This is a genomic window from Viridibacillus soli (assembly GCF_016612995.1).
Taxonomy (GTDB): domain Bacteria; phylum Bacillota; class Bacilli; order Bacillales_A; family Planococcaceae; genus Viridibacillus; species Viridibacillus soli.
Map to the genome: position 1 here is coordinate 25310 of NZ_JAEOAH010000023.1, position 16050 is coordinate 41359.

15 protein-coding genes are annotated in these 16050 nt (G+C 37.3%); 1 reads left to right on the forward strand and 14 read right to left on the reverse strand.

Features of this window, described 5'->3' with window-relative positions; translation table 11 throughout:
- Nucleotides 1-7 precede the first annotated feature (7 nt).
- The 9 genes from JFL43_RS14515 to JFL43_RS14555 form a co-directional block, all read right to left on the reverse strand.
- Nucleotides 8-487: a DUF948 domain-containing protein gene (locus JFL43_RS14515; protein ID WP_200749592.1), complete on the reverse strand. Its 480-nt coding sequence runs from the start codon at nucleotides 485-487 to the stop codon at nucleotides 8-10.
- Nucleotides 488-694: 207 nt separating this feature from the next.
- A complete protein-coding gene (murC, locus tag JFL43_RS14520; RefSeq protein ID WP_200749593.1) occupies nucleotides 695-2008 on the reverse strand; it encodes a UDP-N-acetylmuramate--L-alanine ligase in 1314 nt (437 codons plus the stop codon).
- Nucleotides 2009-2165: 157 nt separating this feature from the next.
- Nucleotides 2166-5750, reverse strand: a complete 3585-nt coding sequence (locus tag JFL43_RS14525; protein WP_234447798.1) for a DNA translocase FtsK — start codon at nucleotides 5748-5750, stop codon at nucleotides 2166-2168.
- Nucleotides 5751-5941: 191 nt separating this feature from the next.
- Nucleotides 5942-6547 (reverse strand): YtpR family tRNA-binding protein, encoded by a 606-nt coding sequence (gene ytpR / locus JFL43_RS14530; RefSeq protein ID WP_200749594.1) that lies wholly within the window; start codon nucleotides 6545-6547, stop codon nucleotides 5942-5944.
- Nucleotides 6544-7359: a DUF1444 domain-containing protein gene (locus JFL43_RS14535; protein WP_200749595.1), complete on the reverse strand. Its 816-nt coding sequence runs from the start codon at nucleotides 7357-7359 to the stop codon at nucleotides 6544-6546. Before JFL43_RS14535 ends, ytpR begins: the two co-directional genes overlap by 4 nt.
- A gap of 92 nt (nucleotides 7360-7451) precedes the next feature.
- A complete protein-coding gene (locus JFL43_RS14540; RefSeq protein ID WP_100794562.1) occupies nucleotides 7452-7763 on the reverse strand; it encodes a thioredoxin family protein in 312 nt (103 codons plus the stop codon).
- Between the two features lie 10 nt (nucleotides 7764-7773).
- A complete protein-coding gene (locus JFL43_RS14545; RefSeq protein WP_200749596.1) occupies nucleotides 7774-8295 on the reverse strand; it encodes a hypothetical protein in 522 nt (173 codons plus the stop codon).
- A 104-nt stretch (nucleotides 8296-8399) separates the two neighbouring features.
- Nucleotides 8400-8951 (reverse strand): DUF84 family protein, encoded by a 552-nt coding sequence (locus tag JFL43_RS14550; protein ID WP_325166686.1) that lies wholly within the window; start codon nucleotides 8949-8951, stop codon nucleotides 8400-8402.
- A 44-nt stretch (nucleotides 8952-8995) separates the two neighbouring features.
- A complete protein-coding gene (locus JFL43_RS14555) occupies nucleotides 8996-10069 on the reverse strand; it encodes a M42 family metallopeptidase (RefSeq protein ID WP_100794565.1) in 1074 nt (357 codons plus the stop codon).
- A gap of 670 nt (nucleotides 10070-10739) precedes the next feature.
- On the opposite strand from JFL43_RS14555, the gene JFL43_RS14560 reads away from it, so the two are divergent.
- The gene (locus JFL43_RS14560) at nucleotides 10740-11054 is read left to right on the forward strand and encodes a hypothetical protein (protein WP_200749597.1); all 315 of its coding nucleotides are present in this window, start codon (nucleotides 10740-10742) and stop codon (nucleotides 11052-11054) included.
- A 189-nt stretch (nucleotides 11055-11243) separates the two neighbouring features.
- On the opposite strand, the gene JFL43_RS14565 is transcribed toward JFL43_RS14560, so the two are convergent.
- From JFL43_RS14565 to dat, 5 genes are all read right to left on the reverse strand, one after another.
- On the reverse strand, nucleotides 11244-12092 hold the full coding sequence (locus JFL43_RS14565; RefSeq protein WP_200749598.1) for a YtnP family quorum-quenching lactonase: 849 nt from the start codon (nucleotides 12090-12092) through the stop codon (nucleotides 11244-11246).
- A 168-nt stretch (nucleotides 12093-12260) separates the two neighbouring features.
- A complete protein-coding gene (gene trmB / locus JFL43_RS14570) occupies nucleotides 12261-12917 on the reverse strand; it encodes a tRNA (guanosine(46)-N7)-methyltransferase TrmB (protein ID WP_200749599.1) in 657 nt (218 codons plus the stop codon).
- 66 nt (nucleotides 12918-12983) lie between these two features.
- The gene (locus JFL43_RS14575; protein WP_200749600.1) at nucleotides 12984-13919 is read right to left on the reverse strand and encodes a diacylglycerol/lipid kinase family protein; all 936 of its coding nucleotides are present in this window, start codon (nucleotides 13917-13919) and stop codon (nucleotides 12984-12986) included.
- Nucleotides 13916-14938, reverse strand: coding sequence for an NERD domain-containing protein (locus JFL43_RS14580; RefSeq protein ID WP_200749601.1), 1023 nt, complete (start codon nucleotides 14936-14938; stop codon nucleotides 13916-13918). Before JFL43_RS14580 ends, JFL43_RS14575 begins: the two co-directional genes overlap by 4 nt.
- A gap of 138 nt (nucleotides 14939-15076) precedes the next feature.
- Complete coding sequence (dat, locus tag JFL43_RS14585; RefSeq protein WP_200749602.1) at nucleotides 15077-15928, reverse strand: D-amino-acid transaminase; 852 nt, start codon at nucleotides 15926-15928, stop codon at nucleotides 15077-15079.
- Between the last annotated feature and the right edge of the window lie 122 nt (nucleotides 15929-16050).

Below are 16050 nucleotides of genomic sequence, written 5' to 3' on the forward strand. Positions count from 1 at the left end.
CAAAATCTTATTTTCGTCTTTTTCTTTTCATTGTAGCTTCTTCTTCTGGTGTAAAAACCGTTACTGACTCGCTATTTGCTTTACGCTCTTTCATTTTACCACGTATTCCCATAAAAGCGTTACTCCATTGAATTACTTGAGCAATTTGATCACTGTTTTTTGAAACATTTGAATGAATAGAAGATGTCACTTGTTGCACTGAATTATTCAATCCGTTTACTGAATCACCGAAACCTTTAACCGCTTGAACAACCGTATTCAGCTGTTGAGATTTATCCTGAATATCCGTTGCCAAACTATTCGTCTTTTCTAACAAGCCAGTTGTTTCGCGTGTAATCCCTTGCATTTGGCCTTCAATACCTGCCATTGTTCCGGCAACATTGTTAAGTGTCGTCTTTAATGAATTTAAAGTCATGGCTAAGCCTATGCATAAAACAAGGAATCCAATTGCTGCAACTAATGCCGCTATATACAAAATTACTATCATCCTAACACCCTCCTAACTATATACATTTAAAGTTCCCACAAAATGAATGTATTTAAACATTACATATACAATACATTCAACAAAATACTGCAAAATCCTGCTAATCCACATCACTATACTACAAAAATAGTTATTTTTCCAACAAAAAAACAGCTCAGCCTCAGAGTGAGGAGTGGACTGTTTTTTATAAACATATATGCACATGCATTAAACGTTATTTTCATCAATTAAAAATACTTCAAATGCTTCTTGGAATTTATGGACATCTCCTGCACCCATAAATAAAAATACAGATTCTTTATGTTCTAATAACGACGAAATATTTTCTAATTCCAATAATTCACTACCATCGACTAAGTCAACTAAGTCTTGGATAGATAGGGCACCTGATTTTTCACGTGCAGAACTGAAAATATCACATAGATAAACACTATCCGCTTTGCTTAAGCTGTCGGCAAACTCTTGTAAGAATGCTTGAGTACGTGTAAATGTATGTGGTTGGAAAATAGCGACTACTTCGCGATCCGGAAATTTTTGGCGTGCAGATTGAATTGTTGCACTGATTTCTGTTGGATGGTGAGCATAATCATCGATTAAAGTACGTGTAGCAAAAGTCGTTTCTGTAAAACGACGTTTAACGCCATGGTATGTGCTTAAACGTACTTGAATTATTTCAGCTGGAATACCTTCATAATGGCATAAAGAAATAACCGCAAGAGTATTTAATACATTATGATCTCCGAACATCGGAATATGGAATTTACTATAGAATTCATTGCGTACGAAAACATCGAAGGTAGAACCTTCTGTTGTTCTTTCTACATTACGCGCTTCAAAATCATTGTCAGAACCGAAGCCGTAAAATACGACTGGCACATTTGCTTGAATTTTTTGTAAATGTCCATCGTCACCGCAAGCAATAATTGCTTTTTTTACTTGTAACGCCATAGTTTGGAATGCATCAAACACATCTTCAATATCTTTAAAATAGTCAGGATGATCAAAATCGATATTCGTCATCACTGCATAATCTGGATGATACGCTAAGAAATGACGGCGATATTCGCACGCTTCCATAACGAAGTTTTGAGCACCAACTGCTCCACCACCCGTACCATCGCCGATTAAGTAAGATGTCGGCTTGTCTCCTTCTAACACATGAGACATTAAACCTGTTGTTGAAGTTTTACCATGGGCACCTGTAATAGCGACTGATGTATATTGTTCTAAATATTTCCCTAGGAATGTATGATAACGAATTACTTCTACACCGATTTCACGTGCTTTAATAAGCTCTGGGTGCTCGTCCGTAAAAGCGTTACCCGCAATTACAACCATCCCTTGTTGAATGTTGTTTTCATCAAAAGGCAAAATTGTAATATTGCGCTCTCTTAATGGATCCTCAGTGAAAAAGTATGTTTCGATATCGGAACCTTGAACCTTTTCACCTGAATCAAATAGAATTTGCGCAAGCGGACTCATTCCTGATCCTTTAATTCCTGTAAAATGATAAACTGTCATGTTGAAACCTCCTGGGAAAGTTTCCTTACCCTTGAATAATCAAATCTTTAAAACATCTTTCATTATAACATGGATTACTTCACTTCTTAAATAAACGATAATTCCCACTCTTCTACCATTATTATTCTCAAATAATAAGTATTTAGTCATGAATAAACTACATTTCATCATAGGCATTATTAAAGAGGTTTTCTAAATCCTGCGTTTTCAAAAAGACATCTCTTGGCTTAGTTCCCTTAGACTCGGAAATAAACCCTTGTGCTTCCATCATATCTACCAATCTTGCTGCACGATTATAGCCAATATGGAATTTTCGTTGTAAAGACGATGTTGAAACTGTACCTTGTTCACAAATATGACGGCAAGCTTCTTCAAATAACTCATCCTGCTCCTCAACAGCTTCAGCCCTTTTTAACAATTCGTCTTGTTCAAAAATATACTCTGGCTTACCTAGCGAACGCATATAGCCTGTCACTGCTTCGATTTCCTCATCCGTAACGAATGTACCTTGCACACGAATTGGTGCAGACATGCCATTCCCTAAGTACAGCATATCCCCGCGACCTAATAATCGCTCTGCGCCTTGGCTATCTAAAATCGTACGTGAATCAATATGTGATGACACAGAGAAGGCAATACGTGTTGGTATATTCGATTTAATAAGACCTGTAATCACATCGACTGATGGGCGTTGTGTTGCGAGCACTAAATGCATGCCACAAGCTCTCGCCTTTTGAGCAATTCGGCAAATCGCCTCTTCCACATCGGTAGGGGCCATCATCATCAAATCAGCTAATTCATCAATGACAATAACTAAATAAGGCATTTTCAATGAAAATTTACGCTCTGCTTCAACCATTGCATTATAACGCGTTATGTCTCTTGCGCCAAGATGTGCAAATAATTGATAACGTCTTTCCATTTCCTCTACAGCCCATTTTAAAGCAGCAGTAGCTGCCTTCACATCGGTAATAACTGGGCTAACTAAATGTGGTATATGATTAAACGCTGCTAATTCAACCATTTTCGGGTCAATTAGTAATAGCTTCACATCTTGAGGGCTCGCTTTTAATAATAGACTAACCAAAATGGAGTTAATACAAACCGATTTACCAGAACCCGTTGCACCTGCAATTAATCCATGAGGCATTTTACGAAGGTCAAGCGTCACTGGCTTTCCTGTTAAATCAAGACCTAACGCAGCCTCAAGGGGCGAATCAGAATCAATAAATAAATGATCACCGACGATTTCAGAAATGCGTACCGGTCTTGATGAACGGTTTGGTATTTCAATTCCAATTGAGCTCTTACCTGGAATCGGTGCTTGAATACGAATATCCTTCGCTGCAAGAGCAAGTTTCAAATCATCTGCTAGGTTACGAATTTTACTGACTTTTGTACCGTGACCAACCGTAATTTCAAATTGCGTGACGGCTGGACCTTGAACGATTTGAACAATTTCCCCTTTTACTTGGAAATACGATAGCGCTTCGATTAGTCTTCCACCTTGCATATCCATCCATTCAAAGTCTTCTGTTTTTTCTTCAGGTGGTTCTAAATATTGTAGAGATGTATCCAGATTTTCGTTAATACGTGACGGTTCGGGCTCTTCCACTGCTGCTTCAATGACTTGCTCAACTGTTGTCGCAACTGCTTCTTCGTCATAGTTTTGCGCTATAGGCTGTTCTAGCTCTGTAAATTGTTTAGATTGTGCCGTGGCCTTAGTTTCCATAAGCTTTTCTATAACTGTAATGGACGTGTCATGTTCAACTACTTCTGCTTGAAAATCATGCTTAAACTTGGCTTCTTTTGCTGCCCATTTCTCTTTATCTGTTTTTAACATTAGAACATTAAAAGGAAGTTTACTTTCTTCTGTTCTTACCGGTTCCGCTATTGCCGTAGGTCCCTCTTCGCCTGTTGGAGAAGACATTTCATCTAACTGTTCATGAACTTTAATTGGATCCATTGGTATTTCTATGCTGTCTAGCACTAAAGCAGGTGCTTCTTCAGAGACATTTTCAGACGTAGCAAGCTCTTCTGGTTCTTCTGCACGGTAAATTACCTCTTCGATAATGGCAGGTTTTTCTTCTATAGTAAGCTCTTCTTCATAAGTTTGTGCCTGCCCAACTAATTTTACTTCTTGATTTTGCTCTAAATCTTCTTCACGCTCTTGAACAGCAACAGTTGTTTGTTGTTGTTGGAACTGCTCTTCTACAGGCTGTGTAATAGTTGGCGTAACTATTATTTGTTCTTGAATTACAGGTTCTTCTTCCTCTATTGCTTCCATAACAACTGGCTCGGTAGCTATTTCTTCCGTGGCAACCACTTCCATCGCTTCTACAGGTTCTTGTTCCGTTGTGGCTGTTTGCTGGAATTGTTCCTCTTCAGGCTGTGAAGTGGTTGGCGTAACTATTATTTGTTCATGATTTACAGACTCTTCTTTCTCTACTGCTTCCACAACAACTGGCTCGGTAGCTATTTCTTCCATGACAACCACTTCCATCGCTTCTACAGGTTCTTGTTCCGTTGTGGCTGTTTGCTGGAATTGTTCCTCTTCAGGCTGTGAAGTGGTTGGCGTAACTATTATTTGTTCATGATTTACAGACTCTTCTTTCTCTACTGCTTCCACAACAACTGGCTCGGTAGCTATTTCTTCCATGACAACCACTTCCATCGCTTCTACAGGTTCTTGTTCCGTTGTGGCTGTTTGCTGGAATTGTTCCTCTTCAGGCTGTGAAGTGGTTGGCGTAACTATTATTTGTTCATGATTTACAGGCTCTTCTTTCTCTACTGCTTCCATAACAACTGACTCGGAGACTACTTCTTCAGTGATTTCTTCTTCCACTGCTTGTACTTCCGTCACTTTGAGCTTATCAGTTACTGGCACACTTACGCTTACTTGTTCTACAATAGGTCTTACATTTAACGGTTCTACAGTTTCTGTAACCGCTTGTTCCGTTACTTCTACATTGTCACCAGACAGCTGTTGTTCATGTAGATTCTTGTCTTCTAATTGGTCATAAATTGAGCGCATTGGCGGCTTTTGGAAACCATAAACGGGCGATGGCACATTTGTTGGTTTGAATTTTTGTTTTTTCACTTGCTCTGGCTTTGAATCAGATGAAGCTTTATCCTCATAGACAGTCGCTCTACGGCTATTGGGAGTACTTGGGCTTTCTCCGTAAGGTTTTTTTGTGTCATAACTTGGCGTTGGATTAAACGGATTAATGCGCTCCTGTTTCACCGGCACTTCATTATAACGATTCGTCGACGTTGGTCTTCGTTGCTCTCTAGTGCCAAAGTGAGTTGGCTCTTGAGATTGTTGTGAATTTGACCTTAATGGTTGTCTTCTCATTTGTGATGGTGCTTGTTCTTGGTCTGGTGCTTGGAAGCGATCCTGTTGCTGTCTTTGGCGCTGGTTATTCCACTGCCCTTGTTCTGTTGCTTGTGGTTTTGGTCTTGCTTGTCTATTCGACTGCTGTGGTGATTGTTTGCGTGGGCTCTCTTTATCAATCATTTGCGAGCGCTCAGCATCAGAAATTACAGGGAATCGAAAAGCATCTCTTTTTCGTAAAAATGCAGGGACATGATCGTCTTTTTTTGCAGTGTCAAATTCTTGTTCTATATATTCTTCATATGTATCGTTATATTCTATTCTGTCATTATTATTCTTTTTTTCATTATCATATTCTTCGATTTCATCACCCATAATTCGAGCAACTACATTTTTAAACCATTTCATTAGAATCACTCTTTTCCAAATCGTTGCATTCATTTTATCAGTAATATTACCGTCTATGCAATGAGAAGCGAAAGAATGTAATGGAAATTTACCATTTTTAATAAACCGAAATATTATTCTCCTTTTTTCGCCAAAAAATAAGCAAAAACGACATCTCTGTAACAGGAGATGTCGTTTTTTAACAATAAAGATTAAAATTGGAAAGGTGTACCTGCAACAGCAGCAGCATCTAATACTAGAATACCTTTTACTTGCGGTGCGTTTGGTATTGCTAATTCACGTGCCGAACAAATCATCCCTGAAGATGGAACGCCTCGTAGCTCTGCATCTTTAATCAGCATACCTGAAGGCATCACTGCACCTACTTTTGCTACAACTACTTTTTGTCCTGCTTCAACATTCGGAGCGCCACAAACAATTTGTAATGTTTCATTTCCAATATTTACTTTACAAATATTTAGTTTATCTGCATTTGGGTGTTTTTCTTGTTCTTCAATATAGCCAATTACAAATTTCGGTGTGAAATCGACATCTAAATTTAATGTTGCACCATTTTTAGCGATTGCTGCTTCAATTGCTGAAACTAGCTGTTCTGTAATTGCAATATTGCCTTGCTCTTCAATTTGCAGATATGTGCTTGCGTTGAAAAGGTTAAATCCTTTTACTTCACCAGTAGACTCTTCTTTTAATAGAACGACATCTCCGTGCTTTTCTAGACTAGTTTTTACGATTGCTTCTGTTGATAATTGAACGAGTAATACGTCCCCCACATAAGCTTTGTTGTATGATACGATCATTTTTTCTCTTGCTCCTTTTTCACTCTGTTTTTAGCTAATATAAAGATTGGCTCTAATTCGCCATCTTCATAAATAAATGACAGTGATGTAATTGGCACTGTACCTACTGTAAAGAAGTGCATCGTCATTTGCGCTAATACATCATAACCCGCTTCGTTACGAATATCACCAATGATTAACACGTCTTGATGCGGTACAGACACAGTCATATCCCCTTCAATTTTACCACGCATTTCCTTTAAAAAGGCATCATTTAATATACGACTTGCATCATAGCCATCATTCTCATTTAAAAAGTAAAAAACATTTTCAGCTACTTCATCTTTTTTTGTCTTCGTATTCAGCTTTCTTATTTGAAATCTAGCCGCTTCTTTTAATTGTTCTGTAGATATATTTAACTTTTCCAACATACTAACATCGATTAAACGATACGTATTCCCAAGATCAAGAGCATAGTAAATACGTGTTTCAGCTGTATGATCTGATGTAACGAAGTCATGTCCTTCTTTTGATTTTTTTGGAAAAGATGTAGAACGGATGATTGGAAAGATATTATCTAAATCCTTAAAACCTTCTGCTTGCTCTTTTTCCATCGCAGCAAATGTTTCTTGAATTGTATAAATCACTTCATCAATCGCCAGCTCTTTTTTCGTTGTATATTTAGAAAGAATACCTGGTAATGAAATGTCCATTCCTTTACCTAACTCTTTATGATCTAATCTTACTTTGTTATGCTTTTCATCAAATTGCCATTCAAAGTGAGTATCACTCAATCGTTCTTGTAGCTTTTTGACTAGCTCTTTAGATTTCAACTGCTTCAACTCCCTTTTATTTTCACATAAACATACGGCTCACTTCTTAGTGAACCGCATCAGACAGCTTTTCTTTTACTGTTCCCTATGACTTATAAAGATTTTATAAATACTTCGATTTCATCTTGTGTTTTACGATCCTTGCTTACAAAACGCGCACTTTCTTCACCGTTCTCAAATGCAACAAAACTTGGAATTCCAAATACGTTTAAGTCCCCACATAAGTCAATAAAATCATCACGATCTACTGAAACGAATTGTACATCGGTGAACTTCTCTTCTACTTGTGGCAAGAATGGCTCGATAAAATGACAATCTGGACACCAACCAGCTGTAAATAAAAAGACTGTTTTCCCTTGTGCTTTCAACACTGAAAATTGTTCAATAGTTTGTAAACTTTGCATTTTCTTAACCTCACTTTTTAGTGATTTTTAATGAGCGTACAATTTGCATCATTTGCTCTATTAACTCATCTATATCGTCACCATTTGTCACGGTCGTCATTTTAACGCCGCCATTGCTAACGATGATCTCATACTGTTTATCATCGCTCTTCAGAACACTAACAAAGCCGAAACGATTCTTCTGTTTAAATGAATGTTCTTTTACTATATTAGCCTCTTTATCCGCTTTCAAAGATTTGTAAAACCTATCACTATCAGCACTCTCATTAGGATTATTAAATAGAACAAAAGCATTATTGTTTTTGGATAATATAATATTCGTATCATCAGATGAGGCTTCTATTTCATATCCCGAAGGTAGATAGAATTTAATTTTATTTACTTGTTCGGTACTTTTCTCAGGATTAGCTTTAAAAATACTTTCTGCATTTGCTATTCCCTGATCCATCTTTTCGTCAACAGTTTGTCCACACCCTACTAGACTTGCCAGTACAGAAACACCTAGTAACATTAAAATGATATAACGTGACATGCCATCCTCCGTCCTTGCATGAACTCCATTCTATTTTAAAGATGTTATAGAGTCCATGCAACTATAGTGCTTTGCCCCCTAAAGCGTTACTAAAAGGGCCAAAGTCATCCTTTTTGGAAGAAGTATTGCCCAATTAACAGTTTTATAACATGTTCGAACATTTCTTTTCGATCAATTAAGTCTTTTGTGAAAATACCAATTGCCCCAGAATGCTGACGAATATCATTTTGTTGTGTATATTCGTCCATTACCGGACCTAGCTCAAGACCACTATTGACGGCTGTAGCTATTACATTTGGCAAAGGAATTTGTGCACCTGCTGCAGTAATAATTGTGCCATCTTTTAAAACTAGAGTACCCCAGTTACATACGTACATGACACCGCCAACATCCTTCACGCCACCTTCTAAACCAAATGAAAAATCTGCTTTCGATGCCGTGTGTGTATTTAGCGCACGATTAATGGCTCCTTCTCTTGTTTCAGCATCCGACATAGGTTGTGCGGATACACCTGATTCAACAGCGATATACTGGAATTCTATTTGCTCATTTAGTAATTGTTTTACAACCGTTTCTACGGCGCTTATTTTAGCTTTATTTTTTGTCCCAATTGCTACCAACATACTTTCTGCTCCTTTAGTGAATCTTTTTTGCATAGGAAAAAGGGCTCCATCTAGGAACCCTTTCGTATTACAACAAATTAGCCGTTTGAACGGATTGTTTCTAGAGTCGTACGATCTGCATTTTTCACAAGTTTTACGATTAATTCTTTCGCAGCATCAATATCATCCGTATGAATCATTGATGCATGTGTATGAATATAGCGTGAGCAAATACCAATTACAGAGCTTGGTACACCGTCATTAGAGATATGTACATTCCCCGCATCTGTACCGCCTGGTGAGACGAAATATTGGTACGGAATATTATTAGATTCTGCTGTATCTAAAATATATTCACGCATTCCTTTATGTGTAATCATCGTACGGTCTAGAATACGAAGTAAAGGACCTTTACCAAGCTGACCGAATTGTGTTTTATCACCTGAAACATCGTTTGCTGGACTAGCATCTAATGCGAAGAATAGATCCGGTTTGATCATATTAGCAGATACTTTTGCTCCGCGTAGGCCAACCTCTTCCATTACATTCGCACCTGAATATAATGTATTCGGCAATTTTTCGTCTTTCAATTCTTTTAATAATTCAATCGCAAGTCCACATCCATAGCGATTATCCCATGCTTTTGCCATAATTTTTTTAGAATTTGCCATCGGTGTGAATGGACAAATTGGAATAATCGATTGTCCAGGGATGATGCCCATCTTCTCTGCATCTGCTTTGTCATCTGCGCCGACGTCAATTAGCATATTGCTAATTTCCATTGGTTTTGCTTGCATTTCAGGTGTCAATAAATGCTTCGGTACTGAAGCAATAACGCCCGGAATAGCACCGTTTGTCGTATATACTTCAACACGTTGCGCAAGCATTACTTGGTTCCACCAGCCACCAAGCGGTTGGAAACGAATCAGTCCATTTTCAGTAATAGACGTTACCATAAAAGCTACTTCATCCATATGCCCAGCAACTAAAATACGCGGACCATTATCGTCACCCTTTTTCAATCCAAAAATGCCGCCCAAATTGTCTTGAACAATTTCGTCCGAATACTTAGACAACTCTTGTCGCATAAATGCACGCACAGCACTTTCATCCCCCGGTGCACCTGGTAATTCTGTTAACGTTTTAAACATTTCCAAAGTTTCTTGATTCAATTAAAAAGCCTCCCTTAATGAGCCACTATATTCTTTATTCTAGCTAAAAACTGATATATTTACTAGCATTATATTTCGGTCATCGAAATTCTGAGGGCGCTCGTTTAACTGTTATGACTCAAGCTCTAACTTCTATGACTCAGTCTCTAACTTCTATGACTCAGTCTCTAGCTTCTATGACTCAGTCTCTAGCTTCTATGACTCAGTCCCTCTTCTATGACTCAGTCCCTAGCTTCTATGACTCAAACTCTAACTTCTATGACTCAGTCCCTAGCTTCTATGACTCAGTCCCTCTTCTATGACTCAGTCCCTAGCTTCTATGACTCAGTCCCTCTTCTATGACTCAGTCCCTAGCTTCTATGACTCAAACTCTAGCTTCTATGACTCAAACTCCTGCTTCTATGACTCAAACTCCTGCTTCTATGACTCAAACTCCTGCTTCTATGACTCAACACCATAGATTTTTTATTGGATTAAAGAAACATAGATCTCCGGATTTAAAATATAGCAATAAACCTTAATTAGAAAAACAATATGTTATGAACGTAAATTTACACAGATTGCGCATAAATCCCCTAAGAGAACTCCCTTCAACCTACCCTCACATTTTCCCTCCATATAATGGATGTGGTACACTAGCTTTATATGAAATATAGGGAGGAAGTTATCTATGAAATTACGTGATTTCTTACTTGGCGTAGCTACTGGTCTTGCTGCAGCTTACGTAATTAAAGAAGCTAGTGAAAAAATTTATCCAAACAAGCCAGCGAATTCCGTATTGAATAATATTAAAGACTTATTTAAACAAGAAGGTCCCATCGATGGATCATGGATTTTCATGGTACCTGAAGTTTTCAAAAAAGAAAACATAGAAATCCCTGTATATAAAGGTGGTATTTCTCGCGTACAAAATGGCAAGACAGAGAGCTTCGAGTTCGCTGCTGATGCGAAGACAGGCTCAATTGTTGACTTAGTGCGCGTATAATCTATGTATTATCCTAAAGCTCCTCTCTATTGAGGAGTTTTTTCTTTTCAATAGATTAAAATAAAACCACCATCCATTGGCTTTACTTCCTCAAAAACCCTAAGTCATTTCATTTTTTTTTTGATTTTCTTGAAAGTTATTTTCCATTATTCCAAAAAAATCAGCGAGGAACCCCCGCTGATTTCTAATCTATTCTCTCGTACGTTTTAATTCACCGATTACTTCCTTACCTGTTTCATTCCATTTGATCATTCGATAGTGTGCATCATGATAGAAGCTAAACCAGTAGCTATTTTCTAATGCTTCTTTCATTAACTTTTCCTTTGCAAAAATAGATGTCATTGGGTAGTCATCATACGCAAGTACCCATAGTGGATTTTGATGCGCATGTGTTGGCATTATGTCCGCCATATGTAGAATCGTCTCACCATTTTGCGTTACCTTAATGATACTATGTCCATCACTATGACCACCTGTATGGATCATTTCAATACCAGGTAATACTTCTAATTTGTCATTAAATGTCTCTACTTGATGTTGTACCTGCTCCCAATTTTCTTTCCAATACGTATTAGCTGAACGAATATTTGGTTCGCGTATTTCATTCCATTCTGCTTGTGATACAAATATTTTAGCATTTGGGAAGGTTGGCACTAGCTCGTCCTGTTCCCATTTTGTTAACCCACAAGCATGGTCAAAGTGTAGATGGGTCATTAATATATAATCGATATCCTCAGTCAGTAACCCCATTGCTACTAAGCCATCATCGATAAATGATTGTTCTGTCACACCATAGTTTCTCAGCTGTTTTTCAGTAAATTTATTGTTCCCAACACCTGTATCGATAAGTATATTCTTGCCTTGATACTGGATTAAAATTGGATCTGTTGAGGTTTCAATTTGGTTGTTGTCATTGACAGGGTATTTGCGTGACCAAAGTGGCTTTGGCACTACCCCGAACATCGCTCCGCCATCTAAAAAAATGGTTCCCCCTTTGAGCCATGTGAATGTCATGTCGTGAAATTTAAATTGATCCATTTTCTTTTCCCCCTTGTTAAAAAAGCTAAAGACCTAAGCATTTCTATTTTTATATAAAAATGAATAATTCTTCATTTGCATTGTAACATGACCAAAAAGGTTGTTCTATTTTTTTGAACAAATAAAAAATGCAGTAGCTCACAATAAGCAACTGCACTTTTAAATTTGTTATTTCTCTTCAGGTAATTGGAACTGAGCTTCTACGCGGTAAATTGGTTGACCTTTTGCAGAGAATTTCTCTTCGTATTCAGTCATAATATTATCCTCAGGCATTTCCACATGTAAATCTAGTGAGACATACTCAAGTTTCATACCATATTGTGACATACTAACTAAAGAATACTCAAATAGGCCACGGTTATCCGTTTTGAAGTGAATTTCACCGTGATCAGGTAAAATATTCTCATAAATTTTCAAGAAGCCTTCATGTGTTAATCTTCTTTTTGCATGGCGTGTTTTTGGCCATGGATCAGAGAAGTTTAAATATACGCAATCCACATCCGTTTTCCCGAAAAATTCCTCTAAATCTGCACCGTTTACTTTTAATAAACGTAAGTTAGCTGGCTGACCTGCAGCTTGTACTTTTTCAACTGCTTTTACGATGACACTATCGAAAAGTTCAATACCGATATAGTTAATCTCTGGATTAGCAAGCGCCATTCCTGTGATAAATTGACCTTTACCTGTTCCTACTTCAATATGCAATGGATTGTCATTATTAAATACTTCATTCCATTTGCCTTTTTGCTCTTCAGGATTTGGAACGACGATGTCTGGGTGACTTGCGATAAATTCTTCAGCCCATGGTTTATGTCGAAGTCTCAATTGCTTTCCTCATTTCTGTTATTTCGTATGTTCAACTTCTCATTATTAAAGAAAGCCGTACATTCGTCAAGAAGTCTTTCTTGCTAGATGCCATGCATGATGCATAACACCGAAGTGAATACGCTGATTTTTTTCCGTAATACCAGCAAATTCACCGTCTGTATGACCAATAACTTCACCGTGAATGTCCACTTCAAATGCCTCACCTGAATACTGTTGCACTGCTTTAATTCCCGTATGTTTGCCAAAAAACACTGTACTAAAAAGTAGCAATAATTTTAAACGTGAAATGTTATAAATAATCGTCAACTCAATGTTGTGATCACTTGGATTGGAGGAAGGCGAAATTTTCATTCCTCCACCAAAATATGGCTGATTACTTGCCACTACAAGCCAAACATTGTCATATACTTGTTCTTCCCCATTATGTATAACCTTAATCGAAAACGTTTTAAAACGATTCAAAGCCTTTAGTAAAAAAAAGACATATGTCAGTTTCCCTAAACGGAAAAAATTAAAATATCGCTTAAGCTTTGATTCATTTGAAATCTTGGATATATATGCATCGAAGCCGATTCCTGCATTATTAATATAATAAAGTGTCTCATCATTCTTTTGCAGAACACCTATATCCATCACTTTAGCATTACTATGTTGCTGGGTGAATCTGACTATTTCTGACGCTTCTGTAAATGTTTCATACCCTCGTCCAAAGTCATTGCCAGAGCCTGCACTGATTGCTCCGATATAAACTTCACCAGTAGTTATAACGCCTTGTACAACTTCATGAACAGTGCCATCCCCGCCAATTGCGATTAATAAATGCTTGTCAGAAAATTTCGTGGCAATGGTTGCATAGCGCTTAGCAATTTCGGTTGCATGGCCCGGATATTCTGTATACTCTAGTTTGTATGGTATTTGTAATGATTTTCTTAGATTCTTCCATTTTCGCTTAGCAGCACCATTTCCCGCCTTTTCATTAATGATAAAAACAACTTTCACTTATCGTTTTCTGCTTCCTTCATATCCCAATCCGTGCGATGGAATGATGTTGTTTGCACCGTGTTTAATAGGGTTTGGGCTGCTTTAAATTGCATATGCTTCATTGGTGAAGGATTTCTTTTCAATTGTGAAAACCATTCAGGAAATTTACGTTTATCAATAAAATTAACCCCATAAGTAGAACCAGGGTAATCGATATAACCGTTGCGGGATAGCACAATTTTATGAATCGGTATATCGATTTGATCATGACTAAATAATTGTTTCAAAATAGATTCCATACGCTTTAAGCTAATTAATGGGCTTAATACTTTTTTATCTGTCTTACCAACCTTTTTAAGCCAAAAACGATCGCCACTACCGATAAATGCAGCTTGATCTTCCTCTTCTAGCACTTGAATACAAAGACAATCTGTCGGAGTTAGTAAAATAATCCCCATCTCAATCGGCGCTTTTTTCAATTGGAAAATAGGATAGTAAAATAATAAATAACTGTCAGGAAGATTTTGAGTTAATGCTCTTAATAATGAATCACGATGGTATTTTGGATCAACATATGATTTTTCTCTTAAAGTGGAACTAGCCCATTTCAATTGAAAATGGAATAGTTGATCGATATACATACGCTTTAATTCTTCCATAGATTGAGGGTGATATAAAATATTCGGCTCAAAATCCAGTGTCGATAATTCCTCAGGTATGTCATCCCCATCCATTTCTTTATGATGCGGAATTCCTTCTTGCCATTCGTCATCCTGCTCATGCTCTTGTTCCCAAGGCTGTTCTTTCTTTTTGCGCGAGAATGAAAACATTTTTTTAAAAAAATGATTACGCGATTTTTCTTCAACTTCCTCAGTCTCATTCTCATGCTTCCAATGTGATAAGTCCTCACCAGATTCCCATTCTTTTTTCATACGCTCCCATTGCATTAGTTTCAATCGTACAAATTGGGTTGGATAGCGTTTTAAATCGATTTGATAGCGTGAAGTATAATCTTGTAGCTTAACTAGTTGTGCCATTCTATGCGTACCTCCCAAATTTATTTCGTTCAAAAGTAGGATTATCTTTACTGCTTTATGTCTTTATTCTACATGAGGATAGCAAAAAAAAATAGAGAAGGCATTTCTTTTGCCTACTCTACCCCCTTATTTTGTAAATTAAAAAGTCACTAGTTGTTGGATACGCGCTTCAAAAGCCGCTTGTAATTTTCTAGTCCACTCACCAGGTGTACCTTTACCTATTTTATAATCATCAATTTGAATAATTGGTGTTACTTCTGCGCTTGTTGAAGACATAAAGAATTCATCCATCGCTACAGCTTGGTCTGTTGTAAATGATTCTTCTTTTACTGGCAAGCCAATTTCCACGCAAAGAGACATAATCACTCTTCTAGTAATACCATTTAAAATTAAATTAGTTGTTGGATGTGTGTAAAGCACACCGTCTTTTATACCATAAAGATTTGATGATGAACCTTCCGTTACGATATCACCACGATGTTGGACAGCTTCAAAACAACCTGCTTGTTGAGCTGTTTCTTTTGCTAATACATTACCGAGCAAATTCAAACTTTTTATATCACAGCGTAACCAACGAATGTCTTCTACAAATTTAGCTTTTACACCTTGCTCAAAATGTTCGAATGGACGCTCCCCTGCCACTGTATAAGCGATAAAAACGGGTTCTGTAGCTGTTGTTGGAAAAGCGTGTGCTCGTGGTGAAGAGCCACGTGTAATTTGAAAATAGACATGGCCATCAACGATTTGATTATCTTCAATCAGATCATACAGCATTTTATGGAGAACATCCTTCGTATATGGGATAACTAGTTTAATTTTATCCGCACTTTCATAAAAACGATCGATATGCTCTGTTACCGTAAACATTAAACTGCTATAAATTTTAATTACTTCATAAATTCCGTCACCAAATTGGTAGCCACGGTCTTCTACAGAAAGATGAATTTCTTCCTCTTTTACTAAACGATCATTCCAAAGTATTGTTGTCATTCAAGCATCTCCTTATGTTGTTTCTATGCATTTGCTGCTCTTAGTTATATGCATCATTATTATCATAATAATCACAAAAGTGCAATGAATACGTACGCTTCATTGCACTTTTTTACATCGGA

Bases quoted from the DNA above. Each gene is read 5' to 3' on its own strand.
- JFL43_RS14515 (WP_200749592.1), bottom strand. From the start codon at position 487: ATGATAGTAATTTTGTATATAGCGGCATTAGTTGCAGCAATTGGATTC.
- murC (WP_200749593.1), bottom strand. From the start codon at position 2,008: ATGACAGTTTATCATTTTACAGGAATTAAAGGATCAGGAATGAGTCCG.
- JFL43_RS14525 (WP_234447798.1), bottom strand. From the start codon at position 5,750: ATGAAATGGTTTAAAAATGTAGTTGCTCGAATTATGGGTGATGAAATC.
- ytpR (WP_200749594.1), bottom strand. From the start codon at position 6,547: ATGATCGTATCATACAACAAAGCTTATGTGGGGGACGTATTACTCGTT.
- JFL43_RS14540 (WP_100794562.1), bottom strand. From the start codon at position 7,763: ATGCAAAGTTTACAAACTATTGAACAATTTTCAGTGTTGAAAGCACAA.
- JFL43_RS14545 (WP_200749596.1), bottom strand. From the start codon at position 8,295: ATGTCACGTTATATCATTTTAATGTTACTAGGTGTTTCTGTACTGGCA.
- JFL43_RS14550 (WP_325166686.1), bottom strand. From the start codon at position 8,951: ATGCAAAAAAGATTCACTAAAGGAGCAGAAAGTATGTTGGTAGCAATT.
- JFL43_RS14560 (WP_200749597.1), top strand. From the start codon at position 10,740: ATGAAATTACGTGATTTCTTACTTGGCGTAGCTACTGGTCTTGCTGCA.
- JFL43_RS14565 (WP_200749598.1), bottom strand. From the start codon at position 12,092: ATGGATCAATTTAAATTTCACGACATGACATTCACATGGCTCAAAGGG.
- JFL43_RS14580 (WP_200749601.1), bottom strand. From the start codon at position 14,938: ATGGCACAACTAGTTAAGCTACAAGATTATACTTCACGCTATCAAATC.
- dat (WP_200749602.1), bottom strand. From the start codon at position 15,928: ATGACAACAATACTTTGGAATGATCGTTTAGTAAAAGAGGAAGAAATT.